This window comes from Agromyces badenianii (genome assembly GCF_003070885.1).
GTDB lineage: Bacteria > Actinomycetota > Actinomycetes > Actinomycetales > Microbacteriaceae > Agromyces > Agromyces badenianii.
In genome coordinates, this window is record NZ_CP028913.1 from 1,928,626 (window position 1) to 1,952,465 (window position 23,840).

Below are 23,840 nucleotides of genomic sequence, written 5' to 3' on the forward strand. Positions count from 1 at the left end.
GGTCGCCGCTCAGCGGCGGCCGCGGTCGCCGCCGTCGCGGTCGCCGCCGCGACCGTCATCCTGACCGTCGTCACGGCGGCCCGGGCCTCCGTCGCCCGGCGACTGTCCGCCGTCGAACCCGGTGGCCTCGGCCTGCGGAGCGATCGGCGCGTCAACGGGCTCCTCGTACGTCGCGGGTGCCGCGGTCCGCGGCGCGACCGGTCCGGGACCGGCCACCGTGAACGGGTCGCCGCCGTACTTCGCCGCCGCGACCGACATGACCATCGGCCACATTCGGTGGCGGGCCGTCGCCGCCTGGCCGCTGCCGAACGAGATGCCGCGCTGGTTGGCATCGCCGGTCAGGCTCACGACGCCCGCAACGGTCGCGACCTTCGAGCTGGCACCCGCCATCCACGTGTCCTTGTTGCCGTCCGTCGTGCCGGTCTTGCCGATGAGCGGCACTCGAGGCTGCACCCCGCTGTTCGACGCGGTCGCCGTGCCGCTCGTCATCACGAGTTGCATCGCATAGTGCATGGCCGCGGCCACCTCGGGTGAGACCGCCGGGGTGCATGATGACGCCGGCACCGCGACGTCGTTGCCGGTGCGGTCGACGATGCGGTCGATCGCGATCGGCGTGCATGTGACGCCGTTGTTCGCGATGCCGGCGAATGCGACGGCGAGGCTGAGCGGGGCCACCTCGTTGGTGCCGATCACCGTCGCCGGGCTCTGCAGCAACTCCGTGCCATCCGCTCGATGCATGCCGAACGCCTCTGCGGTCTTGCGGATGCCGCAGAGGTCGAGCTTCTTCGCCATGCCGATGAAGCCGGTGTTGATCGAACCGATGGTCGACTCGAGCGCCGTGTAGTTGGCGCCCGCCTCGTTGGCGTCGTTCTTCGGGCTCCACTTCTCGGCGTTCGTGTTCACGGGCCCGTTGCAGCTGTCTTGGAATGTTCCCCAGTTCGCCTTCGGCTTGGAGTCGACCCGTTCCGTCAGCGCGTGACCCTCATTCAGCCACTGCGCGAGGGTGAACACCTTGTAGGTCGACCCGGGCTGGAAGCCGCTCGAACCGCCATGCGTGTAATCGGTGTTGTAGTTGATGCTCGTGAACTGCGGCCCGGTCTCGAGCACCTTGGGGTCCTGGCTGTACTGCTTGTTCTGTGCCATCGCGAGGACGCGACCGGTGCCCACCTGCACGCTCGAGATCACGCTGCCCACATCCCAGCCGGGGTAGGTCTGCGGCACGTTCTGGCCGATCGCATTCTCTGCAGTGATCTGCAGGTCGAGGTCGAGGGTCGTATAGACGTCGTAGCCGCCGCGCCGGAAGTTCTGCATGCGCGTCTCCTCGTCTTCGCCGAACGTCGGGTCGGTCTGCAGGATGTTCTTGACGTAGTCGCAGAAGTACGCCGACCCGCCGGCGGTCTGGCATCCGGTGCTCGGTTCGGTGATGACCGGTTGCACGGGCGTCGCCATCGCCGCGTCGTACTCCTCCTGCGTGATCTTCTTCTCCCCGAGCATGTGGCCGAGGATGTAGTTGCGGCGGTCCAGGTTTCTCGCATACCCGTTCGCCGCGCCGTTCGTCTCACTCTCGGGCTTGTCGAGCTGGAACTCCACCGGGTTGTTGACGATCGCCATGAGCGACGCCGCTTGAGCGAGCGTGAGATTCGCCGCCGACGTCGTGAAGTAGTAGTTGGCCGCCGCCTCGATGCCGTAGACCGTGCCGCCGAACCCGGCGATGTTCAGGTATCCGAGAAGGATGTCGCTCTTGGAATACCGCTTCTCGATGCCGATCGCGAGTCGCATCTCCTTCAGCTTCCGTTCGATCCCTGCGCTGCCGTCGGATTCGGTGGCCGATTCGTAGCACTTCACCTTCTCGGCCTCGACGAGGGCGCTGCGGTCGTCGAAGCTGAGCGCGGCCTTCTCATCGTCCGTGAGCCCTTCGAGGGCGGTCACACTCGCTTCGGCCTCGCACTCCTGCACGCGCACGTTCTTCACGTACTGCTGCGCGATCGACGATCCGCCCTGCGTTTCGCCACCGGTCGCCGTCGTCACGGCCGCCCGAAGGGTGCCCTGCAGATCGACGCCGCCATGATCGTAGAATCGCGGGTCTTCGCCGGCGATCGCGGCGTCTTTGACGTACTGGCTGATTGCATCCCAACCGACCTCGACCCGGTTCTGGTCGTAGAAGGAGGCGAGCAGCACCGGCGCACCGTCGCTGCCCGTCGCGTAGATGTTGCTCTTCTCGGAGAGCTCGTCGATCTCGAGATAGCCGGGGAGTTTCTCGAACATGCCGATGGTTCCGGATGCCGCGATGCCGACGGTCGCGAGTGCGGGTGTGACTCCTGCGACGACGAGCAGCGCCACGCCGACGCTTGCCGCGACGAGCCCGACGAAGCCGGCGACGACGCCGAGTGGCGTGCGCGTCTCCTGGAAGTCACGATTCCGCATGTTGCCAGGACCCATGGCTCACCCAATTCCCTGTCGGCGTCTCGCGATGACCAGACGAGCCCGTAGGGAGGCCCGAAAGGGGCCGACACTCAATGCAAGCGCAGCGCACGCCGGATGTCCAGTCGCACTCCCCCGCATCAGTGCGGGCGAGCAGAAACAAAAAGGCCAGGATGACCTGGCCTTTCTTCACAAGAACCGGCTGAAGGGCGAAGCCTCGATCTGGAGCCGATCATGATCATCGCGAGACTCTGGTTCAATCGACGTCGAATTCGCCGTCTCTGAACAACTGCAACGTGACCTCCGCGGTGAGAGCGAGCCTCCCGCCCGTCGCGATCTCCTCGAGCACAGGTTCAGCGGCCACCGGATCCCACTCCAGCACATCGGTCGCGGCGGCAAGTCGTACCGCTTCCACGTCATCTCTCATGAGTGCGCCGATCGCTCGGCGACCCTCCTCGCTCTGGCGCAGGACGTCCCGGATGTCGTAGCTGCGGTGAAGGAGGATACCGGCGACCTCGGGGCGCGCAGCTCCTAGTCCCTCTTCAGGCCACCGCACAAGAAGGTCGCGGTACCGCCGGACGAGCCTCGCCACATCCTCAGGCATCGGAACGTCGTCTTGGTTCGTGTGCATCATCCGTTGACTACCAATCGAGGTTGAGATTTCCGTCCCTGTACTCGCGCAACGTCCACTTCGCGTCAAAGGCGACAAGTCCCGGGCCCGTCTCGATGTCCTCGAGCACGCGTTCAGCGGCCACCGGATCCCACTGAAGGGTGTGGACCGCGGCTGCGAGTCGAACGGCGTCCACGTCATCGTCCATCAGTCCCGAGATGGCGCGGCGACCCTCATCGCTCTCACGCAGAATCTTGTGGATGGCGTGATTCCGGTCGAACAGTTTGTTGGCCACGCTCGGCCGGGCAGACTCCATGCTGCGTTGCACAAGCAGGTCACGGTACTGCGCGACCAACTCTTCAACATCCTGAGCCATCGAGCTCTCCCCTTTTCAACCTGATCATGACTGCGGAAGTTGGTTCGTGTGCATCATCCGTTGACTACCAATCGAGGTTGAGCTTTCCGGCCCGATACCGGCGCAACGCCCACTTCGCGTTGAAGCCGACAATCCCTGGGCCCGCTTCGATGTCCTCGAGCACGTGCTCAGCGGCCACCGGATCCCACTGAAGCGTGTGGACCGCTGCTGTGAGTCGAACGGCGTCCACGTCATCGTCCATCAGTCCCGAGATGGCGCGGCGACCCTCATCGCTCTCACGCAGAATCTTGTGGATGGCGTGATTCCGGTCGAACAGTTTGTTGGCCACGCTCGGCCGGGCAGACTCCATGCTGCGTTGCACAAGCAGGTCACGGTACTGCGCGACCAACTCTTCAACATCCTGAGCCATCGAGCTCTCCCCTTTTCAACCTGATCATGACTGCGGAAGTTGGTTCGTGTGCATCATCCGTTGACTACCAATCGAGGTCGAGCTTTCCGTCCCTGTACTCGCGCAACGTCCACTTCGCGTTGAAGCCGACAATCCCCGGGCCCGCTTCGATGTCCTCGAGCACGTGTTCAGCGGCCACCGGATCCCACTGAAGCGTGTGGACCGCGGCTGTGAGTCGAACGGCGTCCACGTCATCGTTCATCAGTCCCGAGATGGCGCGGCGACCCTCGTCGCTCTCACGCAGAATCTTGTGGATGGCGTGATTCCGGTCGAACAGTTTGTTGGCCACGCTCGGCCGGGCGAACTCCATACTGCGTTGCACAAGTAGGTCACGGTACTGTGCGATCAACTCTTCGACATTCTCAGCCATCTCTCCCCTTTTCAACCTGATCATGGCTGCGGTAGTCCGTTCTGCGAGCGATACACGATATCGAGACCGAGCCTTCGCTGGAACTCGAAGACCTTGCGTGAAGCCAATCCCGCATCCCTGCGATCGCAGTCCCCGCGAGGGAACGTCGCAAGACACCCGCACAGCGGGAACCTATTCAGGTTCGCCCTCGGAACTCATTACGCAGACATTGAAAACTTGCGAGAGTTCATGAACGCGCCGGAGAGGTCGATCGAAGACCTGCGCCGACTGCTCGAGAGGGACCTCCGAGGTGGATGCTGATTTCGGTGCAGAAGACTTCATCGACGTCGTCTACTCCGACGTATGCGAGGCGGCCGTTGCCGGCGTCGTCGAGACGATGCTCGATCCCCCAGGACGTGCCCCAGCTTCGTCGACCGTCCAACTCCATCGGTGGTTCACCGAGTTACCCGAAACCGATCGTGCAATGGTCGTGCGGGCACTGCGAGAAGCGGCGGATAGTGCCGTGTTTCGTGAAGTCCACGGTCAGCTCTCGCTCGGACACAGCATGTTCTGAGCGAGAACAAAAACTCCCCGCACAAGGGCGGGGAGTTCAGTTTGACTGACGTCGATGTGGCTGGGGTACCTGGACTCGAACCAAGAACAACGGTACCAGAAACCGCCGTGTTGCCAATTACACCATACCCCAATGGCCGAAACCGAAGTCCCCGGCCGACATGTAACTCTAGCCTACGAGCAGGCGCCAGCCAAACTGAGCAGCGCTCAGGCGACCGGCGCCCGAACGCGTCAGGCGATGAGCGCCGAGAGCCGGTCGATGCGCTCGATCGAGTCGACTTTGCCGAGGATCTGCATCGATTCGAACAACGGCGGTGAGACGCGCCGGCCCGAGATCGCCGTACGCACCGCACCGAACGCGACGCGAGGCTTCAGGGCCAGCCCGTCGACGAGGGCTGCGCGCAGGGCCTCTTCGATCTGCTCGTGCGTCCACTCGGCGGCAGGCAATCGGTCGAGCGCCTCACGGGCTGCCGCGAGCACGACGGCGGCGTCGGCGGTGAGCGCGGCGACCGCCGATTCGTCGAACTCGAGCCCGGCGGCATCCGTGAAGAGGAATCCCAGCATGCCGGGAGCCTCGCCCAGCAGCGAGATGCGCTCCTGTACGAGCGGAGCGCCCTCGGCCAGCACAGCCTCTTCACCCGGCGTGATGGGGTCGGAGACGGCGCCGGCGGCCTGCAGGTAGGGCACCGTGCGAGCCGAAAAATCGGCGACCTCGAGCTGGCGGATGTGGTCGCCGTTGATCGCCTCGGCCTTCTTCAGGTCGAAGCGCGCCGGATTCGGATTCACGTTCGCGACGTCGAACGCGGCGATGAGCTCATCGCGGCTGAACACGTCGCGATCGGCGGAGAAGCCCCAGCCGAGCAGCGCGAGGTAGTTGATGAGCCCCTCGGGGATGAACCCGCGGTCGCGGTGGTGGAAGAGGTTCGACTCGGGGTCGCGCTTGGAGAGCTTCTTGTTGCCCTCGCCCATGACGTACGGCAGGTGGCCGAAGCGCGGCACGAACGTCGTCGCGCCGATGTCGATGAGCGCATGATAGAGCGCGATCTGCCGGGGCGTCGACGAGAGCAGGTCTTCGCCGCGGAGCACGTGCGTGATGCCCATGAGGGCGTCGTCGACGGGGTTCACGAAGGTGTAGAGGGGCGCGCCGTTCGGACGCACCACGACGAAGTCGATCGTCGATCCGATCGGGAAGTCGATGCGGCCGCGCACGAGGTCGTCGAAGCCGAGGTCGGCCTCGGGCACGCGCAGGCGCAGCGCGGGCTCGCGGCCATCGGCGCGGAACGCCGCCCTCTGCTCGTCGGTGAGGTCGCGGTCGAAGTTGTCGTAGCCCAGCTGCTTCGGCCGGCCGTTCGCCTCGTTGCGGGCATCGATCTCTTCGGCCGTCGAGTACGACTCGTAGAGGTGGCCCGAGGCCTTCAGCCGCTCGATGATCTCGTGGTAGATCTCACCGCGCTGCGACTGCCGATACGGGGCGTGCGGCCCGCCGACGTCGATGCCCTCGTCCCACGTCAGGCCGAGCCAGGTCAGCGCGTCGAGGATCTGCGCGTAGCTCTCCTCGCTGTCGCGTGCCGCATCGGTGTCTTCGATGCGGAACACGAAGGTGCCGCCGGTGTGCCGCGCATACGCCCAGTTGAACAGGGCGGTGCGCACGAGGCCGACGTGCGGCGTACCGGTCGGCGAAGGGCAGAAGCGCACGCGGATGTCGCTGCCGGTGGCCTGGGTCGTGGGGTGAGCTGTCTCAGACATACCCGTCAATGCTATCGAGCGGCGAGCCTTTCGAGTGCGGCCAATGCCGCCGCCACTGCCGGAACACGATCGGCGCCGCGCGCCGTGACGAGATGCAGCGAGCGCACATCGGCCCGAGCAGTGGGCCGGGCGACGACATCGGTGTGCCGGGGCGAGGCGGCGAGCGCGAGCGCCGGGAGCAGCGCCACGCCGAGCCCCTGGGCGACCATGCCCTCGACGGCGATGAAGTTGTCGGTCTCGAACGCGATGCGCGGCACGAAGCCGGCGGCACCTGCGAGCTCGAGCAGGTGCCCGCGACAGCGCGGACACCCGGCGATCCAGGCTTCGTCGCGCAGCATCCCGAGATCGACGAAGTCGGATGCCGCGGCGGCATGCCCTGCGGGCAGCACGAGCTGCATCGGCTCGTCGCCGTAGCCCCGCACGTCGAGCCCCCGCGCGCTCGCCCGGTGCGGGTCGTCGCGGTCGCCCGGGTAGCTGAAGGTGATGGCGAGATCGGCCCGGTCGGCTCGCACCGCGCGCACCGCCTCGGGCGGCTCCGCTTCGACGTAGGTGACCTCGATGCCGGGATGCGCCGCGGCGAGGGCTGCGATGAGTCGCGGCACGAGGGTGGCCGATGCCGATGGGAAGGCCACGAGCCGAATCCGGCCGGCCCGGAGGCCGCGGATGTCGGCGAGTTCACCCGCTGCGGCCTCGAGCGAGGTGGCTACGGCGTGCGCGTGCCTCGCGAGCACGCGACCCGATTCGGTGAGGCGGATGCCCCGGCCCACCCGCTCCACGAGGGCGATGCCGGTGCGCTCTTCGAATCGGCGCAGTTGCTGGCTCACTGCCGGCTGGCTGTAGCCGAGCGCCTCGGCGGCGGCGGTGACGGATCCGCGCTCGGCGATCTGCCGCACGACCCGCACCGTCTGCAGGTCGAGTGCGGCGGCGAGCGCTTCGAGCGAGGCATCCGTCATGCTCGAATCATAAGTCTGCCGCATGTCTTTCATCGAAATCTGGCCCTTGTCGAATGAATTTCCCGGATCGACACTGGACCCATGCACCGCCACAGTCGCGAGCGATTCGCCGCCGGACGCGGCTACCTCGCCGCCTGCACCCTCGGCCTCCCCGCCGACGTCACCCTCGACGCCGTGCGACGCGACCTCGAATCGTGGTCGGCCGGCACTGCGAGCACCGGCGAGTACGCGGCGCTGCATGAACGCGCCCGCGCCCACGCGGCCACCCTGCTCGGCCGGGCGACGACCGAGGTCGCCACCGGATCGCAGGTCTCGGTCTTCGCCGGAACCGTCGCGGCGTCGGCGCCGCCCGGTGCCGAAGTGCTCTGCGTCGACGGCGACTTCTCGTCGATCGTCGGGCCGTTCCTCGCCCGCGGAGACCTTCGGGTGCGGCACGTGCCGCTCGCCGATCTCGCGGATGCCGTGACCCCGGCGACCTGGCTCGTCTCGTACTCGCTCGTGCAGTCGGCGACGGGCGAGGTCGCCGACGCGGCATCCGTCACCGCCGCGACGCGTGCCGCGGGCGCACTCAGCCTCGTCGACACGACGCAGGCCACCGGCTGGATGCCGACGGACCGGCTCGATGCAGACGTCGTCGTCTGCCACGCCTACAAGTGGCTCTCGGCGCCACGCGGCGCCGCATTCGCGGCCTTCTCGCCGCGAGCGGTCGACGAACTGACGCCGCACGCGGCCGGCTGGTACTCGGGAGCCGACCCCTGGGCCTCCTGCTACGGGCCTGCCTTGCACCTCGCCGACGACGCGCGACGCTTCGACGTCTCCCCCGCCTGGCACGCGTGGGCGGGCGCGGAGGCGGCACTCGGCTTCGCCGCCTCGCTCGACATGGAGGGCGTGCGGCAGCATGACGTCGCGCTCGCGAATGCGTTCCGCGAGCGTCTCGGATTCGCGGCCTCGGACAGCGCGATCGTCGCATGGCCCGACCTCGACGGCGTGGCGCTCGCAGCGCTCGGAGCGGCCGGCATCACGGCATCCGGACGAGCGGGCCGGGCTCGCGTGGCGTTCCACATCTGGAACGACGACGACGACGTCGAGATGGCGGCCGCCGCGCTCGGGCGCTGACGGTCATCGGGTCGCGTCGACGCGCGAGTCACCGGTCAGCTTGCGGAGCGCACCGGGTTCGACAGCGTTCCGAGGCCCGTCACGCTGACCTCGACCGTGTCGCCGTCGACGATCGGGCCGACGCCCGCCGGCGTGCCCGTGAGGATGACGTCGCCGGGCAGCAGGGTGAAGACGCTCGAGGCGTACGCCACGATGGCCGCGACCGAGTGCACCAGGTCGGCGAGACTCCCCTGCTGCCTGAGCTCGCCGTTCACGCTCGTCTCGATCGTGCCCGCCTCGAAGTCGACGTCGGTGTCGATCACCGGGCCGAGCGGGCAGAACGAGTCGAAGCCCTTGGCACGGGTCCACTGCCCATCGCGCTGCTGCAGGTCGCGCGCGGTGACATCGTTGGCGATCGTGTAGCCGAAGATGTAGTCAGCGGCATCCGTCTCGGCGACGTTCTTCGCGATGCGTCCGATGATCACCGCGAGCTCCCCCTCGTGCACGACGCGCTCGCTCTGGCGCGGCAGCACGATCGCATCGCCGGGGCCGACGACCGAGGTGTTCGGCTTGAGGAACAACAGCGGCTCGGCCGGCGCCTCGCCGCCCATCTCGGCCGCGTGCTCACGATAGTTCTTGCCGACCGCGACCACCTTCGACCGCGGAATCACGGGTGCGAGCAGCTTCGCCTCGGCGAGCTTCACCCGCTCGCCGGTGGGCTCGTAGCCCGCGAACATGGGGTCGGCCTTCAGCACGACGAGCTCGTGCTCCTCTTCGTCGACGATGCCGAATGCGATGGTGTCGTCGTGGCTGAAACGCGCGATCTTCATGCCTTCACACTACCGGCGGGGCGTGCGGGCTCAGCCGCGTCGCCGCCGGCAGCGGTGCCCGTCAGGAGCGGCGCCCGTCAGGCGTCGAGTCGCGTCAGCCAGCCGTGTCGGTCTTCGATGCGGCCGTACTGGATGTCGGTGAGCTCCTGACGCAGCGCGAGCGCGAGCGCGGATGCCTCGGTGCCCGCGTGCACGATCTCGAAATCGGTGCCGAGCAGACGCCCGATGGGCACGACGACCGCGGCGGTTCCGCAGGCGAACGCCCCGACGATCTCGCCCGAAGCGGCGCCGCTGCGCCACTCGTCGAGCGGCACGGCCCGGCGCTCCACCACGTGCCCGCGGTCGGTCGCGAGCTGCAGGATCGAATCGCGCGTGATGCCCTCAAGGATCGAGTCCGATTCGGGCGTCACGAGGGTGCCGTCGCGCTTGACCAGCACGATGTTCATGCCGCCGAGCTCCTCGAGGTTGCCCTCGTCGTCGAGGAACGCCACCTGCTGGCATCCCTTCTCGTAGGCCTCGGCCTGCGGCAGCAGGCTCGACGCGTAGTTGCCGCCGGTCTTCGCGGCCCCGGTGCCGCCCTTGCCCGCGCGCGCGTACTGCGTCGAGAGCCAGATGTTCACGGGCTCGACACCGCCCGCGAAGTAGGCGCCGGCGGGGCTCGCGATCACGTAGTAGTTGACCTTCTTCGCGGGGCGCACGCCGAGGAACGCCTCTTTCGCGAACATGAACGGCCGAAGGTAGAGGCTCGTCTCGGGTGCGCTCGGCACCCAGTCGGCGTCGACGGCGATGATCCGCTGCAACGACTCGATGAAGATCTCGCTCGGCAGCTCGGGCAGCGCCATGCGCCGGGCGGAGCGCTGCATGCGCGCCGCGTTCTCGTAGGGCCGGAACGTGTGGATCGACCCGTCGGCATGCCGGTAGGCCTTCATGCCCTCGAAGATCTCCTGCGCGTAGTGCAGCACCGCGGCAGCGGGATCGAGCGAGATCGGGCCGTACGGCGAGACGCGCGGGCGATGCCAGCCGCCCTTCTCCGACCAGCAGATGTCGACCATGTGGTCGGTGAAGTGGTTGCCGAAGCCGGGGTCGGCGAGGATCGCTTCGCGCTCGGCGGGCGTCTTCGCCTGCTCGTTGCGGGTGACCTGCCAGATGAGTCCGGCGGCGGACGGGGCTTGGAGCGGGAGGTTGATCGTCATGATGTGTCCTTCGGTGCGCGGGTTCAGTCGAGTGCGCTGATGCGGGCGGCGATGGCGTCGCCGACCTCGGAAGTCGTTCGGCGGGCGGTGCCGCGGTCGGCGATGTCGGCGACGACGGCTCGCTGCACCCTCCGCGCGGCATCAGCCCGGCCGAGGTGGTCGAGCAGGAGCGCGACGGAGAGGATCGCCGCGGTGGGGTCGGCGATGCCCTTGCCGGCGATGTCGGGGGCCGAGCCGTGCACGGGTTCGAACATGCTCGGGAACCGGCCGTCGGGGTTGATGTTGCCCGAGGCCGCCAGGCCGATGCCGCCGCTGATCGCGCCGGCCAGGTCGGTGAGGATGTCGCCGAAGAGGTTGTCGGTGACGATGACGTCGAACCTCGCCGGGTCGGTCACGAGGAAGATCGTCGCGGCGTCGACGTGCAGGTAGTCGACGGCGACCTCGGGGAACTCGGCGGCGACGGCGTCGACCGTGCGCTTCCAGAGGGAGCCCGCGAAGACGAGCACGTTCGTCTTGTGCACGAGCGTGAGCTTCTTGCGAGGCCGGGCGGATGCCGCCGCGAACGCGTAGCGCACGACCCGCTCGACGCCGTAGGCGGTGTTCACCGAGACCTCGTTGGCGACCTCGGCCGGGGTGCCGACGCGGATCGCGCCGCCGTTGCCGACGTAGGGCCCCTCGGTGCCCTCGCGCACGACGACGAAGTCGACGTCGCCCGGTGCCGCCAGGGGGCTCGCGACGCCGGGGTACAGCACCGACGGCCGCAGGTTCACGTAGTGGTCGAGCTCGAAGCGGAGTCGCAGCAGCAGCCCGCGCTCGATGTTGGCACCCGCGAGCCGCGGGTCGCCGGGAACGCCGCCGACAGCGCCGAGGAGGATCGCGTCGTGGCCCTTGATCGACTCGAGGTCGTCGTCGGTCAGCACGTCGCCGGTCTCGAGGTAGCGGGCGGCGCCCAAGGAGAACGCGGTCTGCTCGAACACGACCTCTGCACCCTCGGTCGCTGCCGTGAGCGCCTTCAGCGCCTCGGTGACGACTTCGGGCCCGATGCCATCACCGGGAATGACCGCGAGCTTGACCGTGTCGACCATGGATTCTCCTTCGTGCGCCTGCCCTCCCAGCGTACTGGCCGCACACCCGCGTGACACCAGCGATGCCATCGACCTCGACTCGGCTCAGTCGTGAACGGCCGAAGACTTCGGGTTCCGCAGGGCGATAGCCGCCACGATCGCGGCGGCGACCATGAGCGCGACCCCGATGAGCGAGGTGATCACGACGCCCTCATCGAAGGCGAGGGCCGCGGATGCCGCGAGCTGCTCGCCGATCGCCCCTGGCAGTCGTTCGGCGACCGTGGCGGCGCCGGCGAGCGTCTCGCTCGCCGCCGACGCCTGTGCTGCGCTCAAGGCGGCGGGCAACTCGATCGCGGCGCGGTAGTGCGCCGCGAGGATCGACCCGAGCACCGCGGTGCCGAGGACCGCGCCGAGCTCGTACGCCGTCTCGGAGACGGCCGAGGCCGCACCGGCCTTCTCGGGCGCAGCACTCGAGAGGATGAGCTCGTTGGAGACCGTCTCGGCTGCGCCGATGCCGACGCCGAGCAGCACGAAGGCGACGACCACGGGAGCGATCGAGTCGGGCGTCGCGAAGAACGCGATGATCGCGTAGCCGCCTGCCGAGAGCAGGAGCGCCACCGGCACGAGCACACGCGGTCGCACCCGCCTGGCGATCGGCACCACCGCCAGGCCCGCGATGATCATGGCGACGAGCCCGGGCAGCAGGGCGAGGCCCGCGGCGACGGGCGTCAGGCCGGCGATGAGCTGCAGGTGCTGCGACACGAAGTAGAGGAACCCCACGAGTGCGATGACGCTGAAGAGGTTCACGAGCACCGCACCACCGAACGACCCCTGCTGGAACAGCCGCACGTCGAGCATCGGCGAGCGGCTCTTCAGCTGCCGCCGGACGAACCAGACCCCGCAGAAGAGACCCACCACGATCGCCGGGATGCCGAAACCCGAGATGCCGTCGGTGGCGAGCGACTTGATGCCGAAGACCACGGGAACCATCGTGGCGAGCGAGAGGAGGGTGCTCGGCACGTCGATGCGGCCGGGCGCCGGGTCGCGACTCTCGGGGATGAGCAGCGGCACGAGCACCAGCATCGGCACGAGCACCGGCACCGCGAGCAGGAACACCGAACCCCAGTGGAAGTGCTCGAGCAACAGGCCGCCCACCAGCGGGCCGAGTGCGCTGCCGGCGGCGAAGCCGGACGCCCAGATCGCGATCGCCAGGCGCCGCTGCTCGCGTTCGACGAACACGGTGCGCAGCAGCGACAGGGTCGAGGGCATGAGCATGGCGCCGAAGAAGCCGAGGGCGGCCCGCGAGGCGATGAGCGCTTCGGCGGTGGGCGCGAACGCGGCGACGATCGAGAGCAGGGCGAAGCCGACCGAGCCGATCAGGAGCATGCGGCGACGGCCGAAGCGGTCGCCGGCACTGCCCATCGCGACGAGGAGACCGGCGAGCACGAGCGGGTAGGCGTCGATGATCCAGAGCTGCTGGGCGGCGCTCGGCGCGAGATCGCGGGAGATCGCGGGCAGGGCGAAGCTCAGCACCGTGTTGTCGACCGAGACGAGCAGCACGGGCAGCATGAGCACGGCGAGCGCGACCCAGGCTCGGCGGGGCGCACGGGGCGCACGGGGCGCACGCGGCGCGCCGGCCGAGAGGGTCGTGTGCGCCGCTGCTGCCGCAAGCGCCGAGGCATCCGTCGATCGCAGTGCACCGCTTGCGCCGGCCTGTTTGGTGTCGTTCGTCATGTCGCTTCCCATTACTATACCGTCCAGCCGGTATAGTAACAGATGATGACCGCCTTCCACGAAGTAGCATCAGGCTCATGAGCCGACCACCCGCCGCCCGCGACGCCGTGCTCGACGCCTTCGAGCGCTTGATCATCCGCGACGGCGAACGCGCGGCGACGCTCGAGGCGACCGCCCGGGAGGCCGGGGTCTCCAAGGGCGGCCTGCTCTACCACTTCGCCTCGCGCGACGCCCTCATCGGCGGCCTGGCCGAACGCCTGCGACTGCTCGTCGACGACGACGTGGAACGCATCGCCACCGCCCCCGAGGGCGCGATCTCCTACTTCGTTCGCTCCTCGATCGCACTCGAGACGCCCCTCGATCGTGCCTTCGTCGCGACCGTGCGGCTCGCCCAGGGCGGCAACCGAGACGCCGCCCGAGCCATCGACGAGGTGCGCGACCGATGGCTCGAAGAGATCGGGCGGCACACCGGCGACCCCACGCTCGCGCTCGCGATCGCGCTCATCGGCGATGGCCTCTACTACCACTCGGCGCTCCGAAACGACGACGAGCCCAGTGCGGGCGACCCGGTGGATCCCGCCGCAATGGACTCGCTCGTCGCGCTCCTCGAGCGCTTGGCTTCGGAGAAGCCGTGAATCGACGGGTTACTCCGTGATGTCGACCTCGACGAAGAGGCTCGCCTCGATCGCCTCACGCACGCGTTCGAGCACCTCGGCGGGCACCGGCGAGTCGACCGTCAGCACGCTGAGCGCCTGGCCGCCCGCTTCACGCCGCGCGATCTGCATGCCGGCGATGTTGATGCCGGCTTCGCCGAACTCCCGGCCGTAGACCGCGACGATGCCGGGCCGGTCGGTGTACTCCATGATGATGTGGGTGGTCGCGATCGGCACCTCGAGTTCGTAGCCGTCGACCCCGACGAGCTTCTCGATCTGCTTCGGCCCGGTGAGCGTGCCGGCGACGGAGACCTGACGCCCATCGGCCAGCGCGCCGGTGAGCGTGATGACGTTGCGGTACTCGAGCGACTCGGGTGCCGTGATCAGGCGCACGTCGACGCCGCGCTGCTCGGCGAGGAGCGGCGCATTGACGTACGACACCGTCTCGCTCACGACGTTGGTGAAGACGCCCTTCAGGGCGGCAAGCTTCAGGGCGCTGACGTCGTAGTCGACGAGCTCGCCGCGCACCTCGACGTCGAGGCTCGTCAGCGGACCGTTCGCGATGCCGGCGAAGAGCTGGCCGAGCTTCTCGACGAGCGGGATGCCGGGGCGCACGTAGGGGTCGATGACGCCGCCGGCGACGTTGACGGCGTCGGGCACGAGTTCGCCGGCGAGCGCGAGCCGCACCGACTTCGCGACCGAGATGCCCGCCTTCTCTTGCGCCTCATCGGTCGAGGCGCCGAGGTGCGGGGTCACGACGATGTTCGGCAGCCCGAGCAGCGGCGAGTCGCGCGGCGGCTCCGAGACGAACACGTCGACGGCGGCACCCGCGATCGTGCGGTTCACGAGCGCGTCGTGCAGCGCGTCTTCGTCGATGAGGCCGCCCCGCGCGACGTTCACCACGAACGCGGTGGGCTTCATGCGCGCGAGCTGCTCGGTGCCGATCATGCCCGTGGTCTCGGGCGTCTTCGGCATGTGGATCGTGATGAAGTCGCTCTGCTCGAGCAGCTCGTCGAGACTCACCGTCTGCACACCCAGCTGCTGGGCGCGCGCCGCAGTGATGTAGGGGTCGTAGGCGATGACGTTCGTGCCGAATGCCTGCAGACGTGTCGCGATGAGCGCGCCGATGCGCCCGAGGCCGATGATGCCGACGGTCTTCTCGTAGAGTTCGACGCCGGTGTACGCCGACCGCTTCCACTCCCCCTGTGCGAGCGCGGCGTGCGCCGCAGGGATGTGTCGGGCGAGGCTCAGGATGTGGCCGACCGTGAGTTCGGCCGCCGAGATGATGTTCGACGTGGGCGCGTTGACGACCATGACGCCGGCGGCCGTCGCGGCCTTGATGTCGACGTTGTCGAGGCCGACACCGGCGCGGGCGACGACCTTGAGCTTCGGTGCCGCGGCGATCGCCTCGGCGTCGACCTTGGTCGCCGAGCGCACGAGGATCGCGTCGGCGTCGGCCAGCGCCGCGAGCAGCGCGGGCCGATCGGTACCGTCGACCGACCTGACGTCGAAGTCGGGGCCGAGCGCCTCGACAGTGGCGGGCGAGAGTTCTTCAGCGATCAGCACGACCGGCTTTGACACGAACGATTCCTTCGGGGAGATGCGCACGCACGACGCTGCGACTTTGCGGTGGGATGCGCCACACGCCGTCGGGGCGCCTATCCGATCACTCTACTGGAGCCGCCATGCGGCGTCCGTTGTGTGACGCCCGGCGCATCATGAGAAGTCGAGGCCGCCGAGATCGAAGAGCGCGGAGAGGTCGGCGGAGAGCACCTGCACGAGCGCGTACCCCGCGAGGAAGAGCACGACCTGGGCGAGCGGACCGCGGTGCCGGGCCAGGCCGAACGCCGCTCCGAAGACGAGGAACGGCACGGCGATGCCGATCACGAGGAGCGTCACTCCGTAGCCAGTCAAGGCCACGCCGAGTTCGCCGGCGTAGAGGTTCAGGCCGACGAGGTTGCCGACCGCCTCCCACACGTCGTAGGCGTAGACCACGCCGAACACGACGGCGATCGTGATCGCGAGCCAGAGCGGCGTCACGGCTCGCGCGCGCGTCTCGGCGACGGCCTGGGTGCTCGAACCGCTGGGTGCGGATGCCTCGGTCATCTCAACCTCGCAACAGGAACGGGACGGGAACGAGGAGCACCGCGCCCGCGATCAGCCAGATGAGTCGCGCGCGCCGGTGGTCGGAGCCGAGCCAGAGCACCGCGCCGAACCACAGCGGAGCAGCGAGCACGGCGCACCACGCGCCGAGCGTGTACATGAACTGCGCGACGGGATCCGCGAGGACGGGCGACGGCGCGAGCGCCGTGATCAACCAGCCGATGGCGTACAACAGATAGACGCCGCCCAGCACTCCGAGCGCGACGAGCTCGGCCGAGCCCGTCTGCGGCGAGGCATCCACTGCGCCTGAGGGATCTGCGGCCGAACCGGCAGCATCGTCGCGGTCGGCGGGCTCGCGGTCGCGGTCGCCGGGCGATCCGGCGTCGGGGTGATCGATGCTCGCGGGGGTGCCGACGGCCTTCCAGCCGGGCGCCAGGGTCGGATCGTCGTCGCCCTCCCAGCGCAGCGCATCGTCGTCGGGATCACGGGTCATGCTCACCACCCTAGCGACCGAGCGGCTCACGGCACGGGCAGGCATCGCCCGTCGACCCGCGGTTGCACGACGCCGAACGCGAAGTCGATCTTCGCCGACTGCACGCCGCTCAGCTCGCCGCCGCCCAGCAACGGTTCGCCGTGCAGCGGCTCGACGGTTCCGAGTCCAGCACCCTGCCACGCGGCCACGATCCGATCGGCGGCGGCGAGGTTGCGCTCGGTGACCTCGCGATCGTGCTCGTCGCTCGTCGTGTCGGTGATGACCCCCGTCGTGAACTCACCGGCCAGCGTCAGCATGACGCCCTGCTCGCACGCGACCTCCACGACCGTGAACGGCTGGGTCGCCGACCAGCTCGCGGACGCACCGGCCGCACCGACGGCGACCTCGGCGAGCGACTCGAACTGACTGCGCGCCTCATCGAGCGTCGGGAGCGGACGGTCGGGCGGCACCGACTCCCCGAAGTCGGGGCCCTCGGCCGGCGCCTCGGTACCGGGTATCGGTCCGGCGTCGAACCCGGTCGACGACGGGACGGGCCGAACCACGGGCACCGCGGACGCCGTGCACACCACGCCGATCGAGCACACGACGGCGAGCAGCAGCCGCACGAGCACCGGTCGCCACTGCCCGACCGGGCGCGCCAGTTCCCGCCGGTGGGCGATCAACGGCACGATGGCCGCCGTCGGGAGCCAGACCCACGCCGAGACGGGGGTGACCAGGCCCGTGACGACCCCGAACGCGAGCAGCGAGGGAGTCGAGAGCACGAGCCCGCCGGTCGGCACCAGGATGTTCTCGACGCCCTGACGCCATCCCAGTGCGCGACAGACCGCGAGCGAGGCGGCAGCGCCCACGCCGCCGGCTGCTGCGGCCGCCGCGATGGTCGCCGGCCACTCCACCGGCGCACGACCGATTCCGGCGAGCGCCGGAACGCACAGGCCGAGCACGACGACGACCGCGGCGACCGCGGCACCGAGCAGGATGCTGCGGCCCGCGACCTGCGCGGCGGCGAGCAGGATGCCGTCGGCATCGTGGTCGGGAGGCAGCCGCACCGGAATCGGCGGCGGCCCCACGGTCATCGTGCGACCACTCCAGCGGCGGCCACCGCGGCACGCACGAGACCTGGGTCGGTGATGTCGAATCCCGCGACCCCGCCGCCGGGGCCGCTCGTTCCGCCTCGGGTCGTGGTGCCGCGGGCCGAGAGGTGCACGGCATCGACACCCGCGCCGGCGAGCAGCGCGATGTCGGCGATCCGCACACCGCCGCCTGCCATGATCTCGACCGGACCGGAGGCTTCGGCCATCGCCCGGAGCGTGCCGAGTCCCGCGCGACAGTCGACCGCGCCACCCGAGGTGAGCACCCGGCGGACGCCGAGCGCGGCGAGCGCCGCCACCGCGGCGAGTTGATCGTCGGCGGCGTCGACCGCGCGGTGCACCGTCACGTCGAGCTCACCGGCCGCGTCGACGAACCGGGCGAGCGCTTCGAGGTCGAGCTCGCCCTGCGCCGTGAGCGCACCCACGACGACTCCGTCGACCGCGAACGACGCCGAGCGACGGATGTCGCGCACGATGGTGTCGATCTCGTCGGCGTCGTACACGAATCCGCCTCCGCGAGGCCGCACGAGCACGTGCACGAATCCCGGCACCGACGCGTCGCGCGCTGCGGCGACCGCCGCTTCGATGAGCCCCGCCGACGGGGTCAGCCCGCCGAGTCCGAGCGCCTGGCACAGTTCGATGTGCGAGGCTCCCGCCGTGAGCGCGATGCGCACTCCCGCGGCATCCTGAACGGCGATTTCGACGCGGAGAGTTCCTGGCATCCCGACACGCTATCGGTTCACTGGGTCACCCGGGTCGCCGTGGCTCTCCGCTCCCCTGTGCGCCCTGGCGAGCTCGGCGCCCCAGCGCGTCTCCGCGCACGCGAACGGCCCGCCCCGGAAGCTCCGGAGCGGGCCGTTCGAGTGTGCTGAGGGTGACGCGCTCTAGCGCGACCTCGCCGTCGGCCTGCACGGACGAAGTCCGGGCAGGAGTCAGCACAGTGTCGCTGACGACTGGTCGACGGCGCGAGAGCGCGCTCTAGCGCGCGACCTCGCCGTCGACGTAGTCGTCGTCGTTAGAGGCGTTCCAGGCGAAGAGCTTGCGCAGCTCGCGGCCGGTGGCCTCGATCGGGTGCGCCTCGCCCTTGGCACGCAGCTCGAGGAACTCCTTCGCGCCGTTGTCCTGGTCGGCGATGAAGCGCTCGGCGAACGCGCCCGACTGGATGTCGGCGAGCACGGCCTGCATGTTCTCCTTGACGTGCGGGTCGATGACGCGGGGACCCGACACGTAGTCGCCGTACTCGGCCGTGTCGGAGACCGACCAGCGCTGCTTGGCGATGCCGCCCTCCCACATGAGGTCGACGATGAGCTTCAGCTCGTGGAGCACCTCGAAGTAGGCGACCTGCGGCTGGTAGCCGGCCTCGGTGAGGGTCTCGAAGCCGTACTGCACGAGCTGCGAGACGCCGCCGCAGAGCACGGCCTGCTCGCCGAACAGGTCGGTCTCGGTCTCTTCGGTGAAGGTCGTCTTGATGCCGCCGGCGCGCAGGCCGCCGATCGCCTTGGCGTACGAGAGCACGAGCGGCCAGGCGTTGCCCGAGGCATCCTTCTCGACCGCGACGATCACGGGAACACCGCGGCCCGCCTCGTACTCGCGGCGCACCGTGTGGCCGGGGCCCTTCGGGGCGACCATGACGACGTCGACGCCCTCGGGCGCCTCGATGTAGCCGAAACGGATGTTGAAGCCGTGACCGAAGACGAGCGTCTTGCCCGCGGCAAGGTTGTCCTTGATGGACTCGGCGTAGATGTGACGCTGGTACTGGTCGGGCGCGAGGATGACGATGACGTCGGCGGATGCCGCGGCATCGGCGACGCTCAGCACCTGGAATCCGGCCTCTTCGGCCTTGGCCTTCGACTTCGAGCCCTCCTTGAGGCCGATGACGACCTCGACACCGGAGTCGCGGAGGTTCTGCGCGTGCGCGTGGCCCTGCGAGCCGTAGCCGATGACGGCGACCTTCTTGCCCTGGATGAGGGAGAGGTCGGCGTCCTTGTCGTAGTAGATCTCAGCCATGATGCTGTTTTTCTCCTTGATTGGGGGTCGTGCAGTGGTGAAGACGGTCAGTTCTTGAAGACGCGCTCGGTGATGGACTTGCCGCCGCGACCGATCGCGAGGAGACCCGACTGGGCGATCTCCTTGATGCCGTACGGCTCGAGCACCTTGAGGAAGGCGGTCGTCTTGCCGGAGTCGCCGGTGACCTCGATCACGAGCGCGTCGGTCGACACGTCGACGACGCGCGCTCGGAAGAGGTTCACGGCCTCGAGCACCTGCGAACGGGTGGCGTTGTCGACGCGCACCTTGATGAGCAGGTGCTCGCGCTGCACCGACTGGCTCGGGTCGAGCTCGACGATCTTGATGACGTTGATGAGCTTGTTCAGCTGCTTCGTCACCTGCTCGAGCGGGAGGTCTTCGACATCGACGACGACCGTGATGCGGCTGAGCCCCTCGATCTCGGAGTGACCGACCGCGAGCGACTCGATGTTGAACCCGCGCCGGGCGAAGAGCCCGGCGACGCGGGTCAGCAGACCGGGCTTGTCCTCGACGAGGAGCGAGAGCACGTGGGTCGACATGATCAGTCCTCCTCGCTGAATGCCGGCGAGTGATCGCGGGCGTACTGGATGTAGCTGTTCGAGACGCCCTGCGGCACCATCGGCCACACCATCGCATCGGCGGAGACGACGAAGTCGATCACCACGGGGCGGTCGTTCGTCGCGAGCGCCAGCTTGATGGCGTCATCGATCTCGTCTTCTTTCGTGACCCTGATGCCGAGGGCGCCGTACGCCTCGGCGAGTGCGACGAAGTCGGGGATGCGCACGCTGTCGTGGCCGGTGTTCAGGTCGGTGTTCGAGTACCGGCCGTCGTAGAACAGCGTCTGCCACTGGCGCACCATGCCGAGCGAGGAGTTGTTGATGATCGCGACCTTGATCGGGATGTCGTTCAGCGTGCAGGTGGCGAGCTCCTGGTTCGTCATCTGGAAGCATCCATCGCCGTCGATCGCCCAGACCACCCGATCGGGTTCGGCGACCTTCGCGCCCATCGCGGCCGGAACCGCGTAGCCCATGGTGCCGGCGCCGCCGGAGTTCAGCCAGGAGTTCGGCCGCTCGTACTTGATGAACTGCGCCGCCCACATCTGATGCTGGCCGACACCCGCGGCGTAGACCGCCTCGGGCCCCGTGAGCTCGCCGATGCGCTGGATGACCTGCTGCGGTGCGAGCAGTCCGTCGGACGGCGTCGAGAACCCGAGCGGGAACTCGGAGCGAAGCCCGTCGAGCGTCGCCCACCACTCGTCGAGATCGGGCGAGCCGGCCTCGCCCGCGATCGCGTCGCGGTAGGCCGCTTCGAGGTCGACGAGCACCTCTTTGGCATCACCCACGATCGGCACGTCGGCGACGCGGATCTTCGAGATCTCGGCCGGGTCGATGTCGACGTGCACGACCTTGGCGTTCGGCGCGAAGAGCGGCGCCTTGCCGGTCACGCGATCGTCGAAGCGCGCGCCGAGCGCGATCAGGAGGTCGGCCTCCTGCAGCGCGATCACGGCGGGAACCGTGCCGTGCATGCCGGGCATGCCCAGATGCTGCGGGTGCGAGTCGGGGAACGCGCCGCGGGCCATGAGCGTCGTCACCACGGGCGCATTCGTCGTCTCTGCGAGCGTGCGGAGCTCGTCGGAGGCTCGCGAGCGGATGACTCCGCCGCCCACGTAGAGCACGGGCCGCTTCGCCTCGGCGAGCAGCTGGGCCGCGGCTGCGACCTGCTTGCCGTGCGCCTTCGTGATCGGCCGGTAGCCCGGCAGATCGAGCTTCGGCGGCCAGCGGAACGAGAACTTCGCCTGCTGGGCGTCTTTCGTGATGTCGACGAGCACGGGGCCGGGGCGACCGGTCGTGGCGATGTGCACCGCGGCCGCGATCGTCGCCGGAATCTCGGCCGGGTCCTTCACGAGGAAGGAGTGCTTCGTGATCGGCATCGTGATGCCGACGATGTCGGCCTCCTGGAACGCGTCGGTGCCCATGAGGTTCGAGAACACCTGACCCGTGATCGCGAGCATCGGCACGGAATCCATGTGGGCATCGGCGATCGCGGTGACGAGGTTCGTGGCGCCGGGGCCCGACGTCGCGATCGCGACGCCGAGCTTGCCCGACGACGAGGCGTAGCCTTCGGCCGCGTGACCGGCGCCCTGCTCGTGACGCACGAGGATGTGGCGGAGCTTGCGGCTGTCGAGCAGCGGGTCGTAGACGGGGAGGATCGCGCCGCCGGGAAGGCCGAACACGTCGGTGATGCCGAGCATCTCGAGCGAGCGGACGACCGCCTCGGCGCCCGTGATCTCCACGGGAGCGCCGGACGGCACCGGGGCGGGCGATGGCACGGGGTTGGATTCCGTGGTCATTCGGTTCCTGTTCTGGTGGACGGTGTGCGGGAAGCGCAGCCTCAGCCCGTCGTGGCGCCTTCGGCGGCGGAACGCACGAGCTTCGAGTACTTCGCGAGGACGCCACGGGTATAGCGCGGGGGAAGCGGAGCCCAGCCTTCACGGCGGGCAGCCAGCTCGGCATCGTCGACCAGTAGGTCGATGGAACGAGCTGCGATATCGACCCGTATGAGATCACCATCGCGCACGAAGGCGATGGGACCTGCGTCCACCGCTTCGGGTGCCAGATGGCCGATGCAGAGGCCGGTTGTGCCGCCTGAGAATCGACCGTCCGTCAAGAGTAGTACATCTTTTCCGAGGCCTGCGCCCTTGATGGCCGCGGTGATGGCGAGCATCTCGCGCATGCCGGGGCCGCCCTTCGGCCCTTCGTAGCGGATGACGACCACGTCGCCGTGCTTGATCGAGCCCTCGGTGAGCGCGTCCATGGCGGCGCGTTCGCGCTCGAACACGCGCGCCGGCCCTTCGAAGGTGGCCGCGTCGAACCCCGCGGTCTTGACGACCGCGCCCTCGGGTGCGAGCGAGCCGTGCAGGATGGTCAGGCCGCCGGTCTCGTGGATGGGGTTGTCGAGCGTGCGCAGCACCTCGCCGTCGAGCGGAGCGATCTCCATCTCGGCGAGATTCTCGGCGAGCGTCTTGCCGGTCACGGTGAGCGCGTCGCCGTGCATGAGCCCGGCGTCGAGCAGGGCCTTCATGAGCACCGGCAGGCCGCCGCGGCGGTCGACGTCGTTCATGACGTACTTGCCGAAGGGCTTGAGGTCGCCGATGTGCGGCACCTTCGAGCCGATGCGGTTGAAGTCGTCGAGCGTGAGGTCGACCTCGGCCTCGTGCGCGATCGCGAGGAGGTGCAGCACGATGTTGGTCGAGCCGCCGAGGGCCATGCCGACGGCGATGGCGTTCTCGAAGGCCTTCTTGGTGAGGATCTGACGTGCCGTGATGCCGTGCTTCAGCAGGTTCACGACGGCCTCGCCCGAGCGGTGCGCGTAGTAGTCGCGGCGGCGGTCTGCTGACGCCGGCGAGGCCGAGCCCGGAAGAGATAGCCCGAGCGCCTCGGCGACCGAGGCCATGGTGTTCGCCGTGTACATGCCGCCGCAGGCGCCCTCGCCCGGGGCGAATGCGCACTCGATGCGCTTCGCGTCGGCCTCGCTCATCGTGCCGGCCTTGACGGCGCCGACCGCTTCGAACGAGTCGATGATCGTGATGTCTTTCTCGGTGCCGTCGGACAGCCGCACCCAGCCCGGCGCGATGGAGCCGGCGTAGAGGAAGACCGAGGCGAGGTCGAGCCGGGCCGCGGCCATGAGCATGCCGGGGATCGACTTGTCGCAGCCCGCGAGCAGCACCGATCCATCGAGACGCTCGGCCTGCATGACGACCTCGACCGAGTCTGCGATGACCTCGCGTGAGACGAGGGAGAAGTGCATGCCCTCGTGCCCCATCGAGATGCCGTCGGAGACGGAGACCGTGCCGAACTGCAGCGGGTACCCGCCGCCGCCGTGCACGCCCTCTTTCGCGGCCTGCGCGAGCCGGCCGAGCGAGAGGTTGCAGGGGGTGATCTCGTTCCACGACGAAGCGATGCCGATCTGCGGCTTGTCCCAGTCCGCATCTCCCATGCCGACGGCGCGGAGCATGCCGCGGCTGGTCATGGCTTCGATGCCGTCGGTGACGGTGCGGCTACGAGGTTTGGGATCGAACTCCGACAT

At 68.8% G+C, this 23,840-nt stretch carries 23 protein-coding genes and 1 tRNA gene; 3 read left to right on the plus strand and 21 right to left on the minus strand.

What is annotated here, in order from left to right; translation table 11 throughout:
- Positions 1-9 precede the first annotated feature (9 nt).
- The 5 genes from DCE93_RS09165 to DCE93_RS09185 form a co-directional block, all read right to left on the minus strand.
- Positions 10-2,424, minus strand: coding sequence for a transglycosylase domain-containing protein (locus tag DCE93_RS09165; RefSeq protein ID WP_168186192.1), 2,415 nt, complete (start codon positions 2,422-2,424; stop codon positions 10-12).
- Between the two features lie 253 nt (positions 2,425-2,677).
- Positions 2,678-3,025 (minus strand): hypothetical protein, encoded by a 348-nt coding sequence (locus tag DCE93_RS09170; RefSeq protein ID WP_146184968.1) that lies wholly within the window; start codon positions 3,023-3,025, stop codon positions 2,678-2,680.
- 37 nt (positions 3,026-3,062) lie between these two features.
- Positions 3,063-3,407 carry a DUF2019 domain-containing protein gene (locus tag DCE93_RS09175; RefSeq protein WP_108595619.1) on the minus strand — a complete coding sequence of 115 codons (345 nt, stop codon included), beginning with the start codon at positions 3,405-3,407 and terminating at the stop codon, positions 3,063-3,065.
- Positions 3,408-3,471: 64 nt separating this feature from the next.
- Entirely contained in the window at positions 3,472-3,816 is a 345-nt protein-coding gene (locus DCE93_RS09180) for a DUF2019 domain-containing protein (protein WP_108595620.1), read from the minus strand.
- Between the two features lie 64 nt (positions 3,817-3,880).
- Complete coding sequence (locus DCE93_RS09185; protein WP_168186193.1) at positions 3,881-4,225, minus strand: DUF2019 domain-containing protein; 345 nt, start codon at positions 4,223-4,225, stop codon at positions 3,881-3,883.
- Between the two features lie 289 nt (positions 4,226-4,514).
- Between DCE93_RS09185 and DCE93_RS09190 the strand changes: the two genes are divergently transcribed.
- On the plus strand, positions 4,515-4,778 hold the full coding sequence (locus DCE93_RS09190) for a hypothetical protein (RefSeq protein ID WP_108595622.1): 264 nt from the start codon (positions 4,515-4,517) through the stop codon (positions 4,776-4,778).
- A 57-nt stretch (positions 4,779-4,835) separates the two neighbouring features.
- Here the strand turns inward: DCE93_RS09190 and DCE93_RS09195 are convergent.
- The 3 genes from DCE93_RS09195 to DCE93_RS09205 all read right to left on the minus strand — a co-directional run bounded on the left by DCE93_RS09195 (position 4,836) and on the right by DCE93_RS09205 (position 7,476).
- A tRNA-Gln gene (locus DCE93_RS09195) sits at positions 4,836-4,910 on the minus strand.
- A gap of 98 nt (positions 4,911-5,008) precedes the next feature.
- On the minus strand, positions 5,009-6,523 hold the full coding sequence (gene gltX, locus DCE93_RS09200; protein WP_108595623.1) for a glutamate--tRNA ligase: 1,515 nt from the start codon (positions 6,521-6,523) through the stop codon (positions 5,009-5,011).
- Positions 6,524-6,534: 11 nt separating this feature from the next.
- The gene (locus DCE93_RS09205; protein WP_235825230.1) at positions 6,535-7,476 is read right to left on the minus strand and encodes a LysR substrate-binding domain-containing protein; all 942 of its coding nucleotides are present in this window, start codon (positions 7,474-7,476) and stop codon (positions 6,535-6,537) included.
- 81 nt (positions 7,477-7,557) lie between these two features.
- Between DCE93_RS09205 and DCE93_RS09210 the strand changes: the two genes are divergently transcribed.
- Positions 7,558-8,592: an aminotransferase class V-fold PLP-dependent enzyme gene (locus tag DCE93_RS09210; RefSeq protein ID WP_108595624.1), complete on the plus strand. Its 1,035-nt coding sequence runs from the start codon at positions 7,558-7,560 to the stop codon at positions 8,590-8,592.
- Positions 8,593-8,627: 35 nt separating this feature from the next.
- On the opposite strand, the gene DCE93_RS09215 is transcribed toward DCE93_RS09210, so the two are convergent.
- From DCE93_RS09215 to DCE93_RS09230, 4 genes are all read right to left on the minus strand, one after another.
- On the minus strand, positions 8,628-9,401 hold the full coding sequence (locus DCE93_RS09215) for a fumarylacetoacetate hydrolase family protein (RefSeq protein WP_108595625.1): 774 nt from the start codon (positions 9,399-9,401) through the stop codon (positions 8,628-8,630).
- A 77-nt stretch (positions 9,402-9,478) separates the two neighbouring features.
- Complete coding sequence (locus DCE93_RS09220) at positions 9,479-10,594, minus strand: branched-chain amino acid aminotransferase (protein WP_108595626.1); 1,116 nt, start codon at positions 10,592-10,594, stop codon at positions 9,479-9,481.
- A 23-nt stretch (positions 10,595-10,617) separates the two neighbouring features.
- Positions 10,618-11,679 carry a 3-isopropylmalate dehydrogenase gene (locus tag DCE93_RS09225; protein WP_108595627.1) on the minus strand — a complete coding sequence of 354 codons (1,062 nt, stop codon included), beginning with the start codon at positions 11,677-11,679 and terminating at the stop codon, positions 10,618-10,620.
- 84 nt (positions 11,680-11,763) lie between these two features.
- On the minus strand, positions 11,764-13,392 hold the full coding sequence (locus DCE93_RS09230) for an MFS transporter (RefSeq protein WP_108596685.1): 1,629 nt from the start codon (positions 13,390-13,392) through the stop codon (positions 11,764-11,766).
- Between the two features lie 77 nt (positions 13,393-13,469).
- On the opposite strand from DCE93_RS09230, the gene DCE93_RS14910 reads away from it, so the two are divergent.
- On the plus strand, positions 13,470-14,027 hold the full coding sequence (locus tag DCE93_RS14910) for a TetR family transcriptional regulator (RefSeq protein WP_108595628.1): 558 nt from the start codon (positions 13,470-13,472) through the stop codon (positions 14,025-14,027).
- 9 nt (positions 14,028-14,036) lie between these two features.
- Here the strand turns inward: DCE93_RS14910 and serA are convergent, their stop codons facing one another.
- The 9 genes from serA to ilvD form a co-directional block, all read right to left on the minus strand.
- On the minus strand, positions 14,037-15,626 hold the full coding sequence (serA, locus tag DCE93_RS09240; RefSeq protein WP_108596686.1) for a phosphoglycerate dehydrogenase: 1,590 nt from the start codon (positions 15,624-15,626) through the stop codon (positions 14,037-14,039).
- A gap of 135 nt (positions 15,627-15,761) precedes the next feature.
- On the minus strand, positions 15,762-16,151 hold the full coding sequence (locus DCE93_RS09245) for a hypothetical protein (RefSeq protein WP_108595629.1): 390 nt from the start codon (positions 16,149-16,151) through the stop codon (positions 15,762-15,764).
- Between the two features lies 1 nt (position 16,152).
- Complete coding sequence (locus DCE93_RS09250; protein ID WP_146184969.1) at positions 16,153-16,641, minus strand: DNA polymerase III subunit gamma/tau; 489 nt, start codon at positions 16,639-16,641, stop codon at positions 16,153-16,155.
- A 26-nt stretch (positions 16,642-16,667) separates the two neighbouring features.
- Positions 16,668-17,714 carry a hypothetical protein gene (locus DCE93_RS09255; protein ID WP_146184970.1) on the minus strand — a complete coding sequence of 349 codons (1,047 nt, stop codon included), beginning with the start codon at positions 17,712-17,714 and terminating at the stop codon, positions 16,668-16,670.
- On the minus strand, positions 17,711-18,451 hold the full coding sequence (locus DCE93_RS09260) for a copper homeostasis protein CutC (protein WP_108595632.1): 741 nt from the start codon (positions 18,449-18,451) through the stop codon (positions 17,711-17,713). The genes DCE93_RS09255 and DCE93_RS09260 overlap by 4 nt, the downstream gene beginning before the upstream one ends.
- Positions 18,452-18,707: 256 nt before the next feature.
- A complete protein-coding gene (gene ilvC / locus DCE93_RS09265; protein ID WP_108595633.1) occupies positions 18,708-19,736 on the minus strand; it encodes a ketol-acid reductoisomerase in 1,029 nt (342 codons plus the stop codon).
- A 47-nt stretch (positions 19,737-19,783) separates the two neighbouring features.
- Positions 19,784-20,293 (minus strand): acetolactate synthase small subunit, encoded by a 510-nt coding sequence (gene ilvN / locus DCE93_RS09270; RefSeq protein WP_108595634.1) that lies wholly within the window; start codon positions 20,291-20,293, stop codon positions 19,784-19,786.
- Positions 20,294-20,295: 2 nt separating this feature from the next.
- Positions 20,296-22,104: an acetolactate synthase large subunit gene (locus DCE93_RS09275; RefSeq protein ID WP_108595635.1), complete on the minus strand. Its 1,809-nt coding sequence runs from the start codon at positions 22,102-22,104 to the stop codon at positions 20,296-20,298.
- A 41-nt stretch (positions 22,105-22,145) separates the two neighbouring features.
- On the minus strand, positions 22,146-23,840 hold the full coding sequence (gene ilvD / locus DCE93_RS09280) for a dihydroxy-acid dehydratase (RefSeq protein ID WP_108595636.1): 1,695 nt from the start codon (positions 23,838-23,840) through the stop codon (positions 22,146-22,148).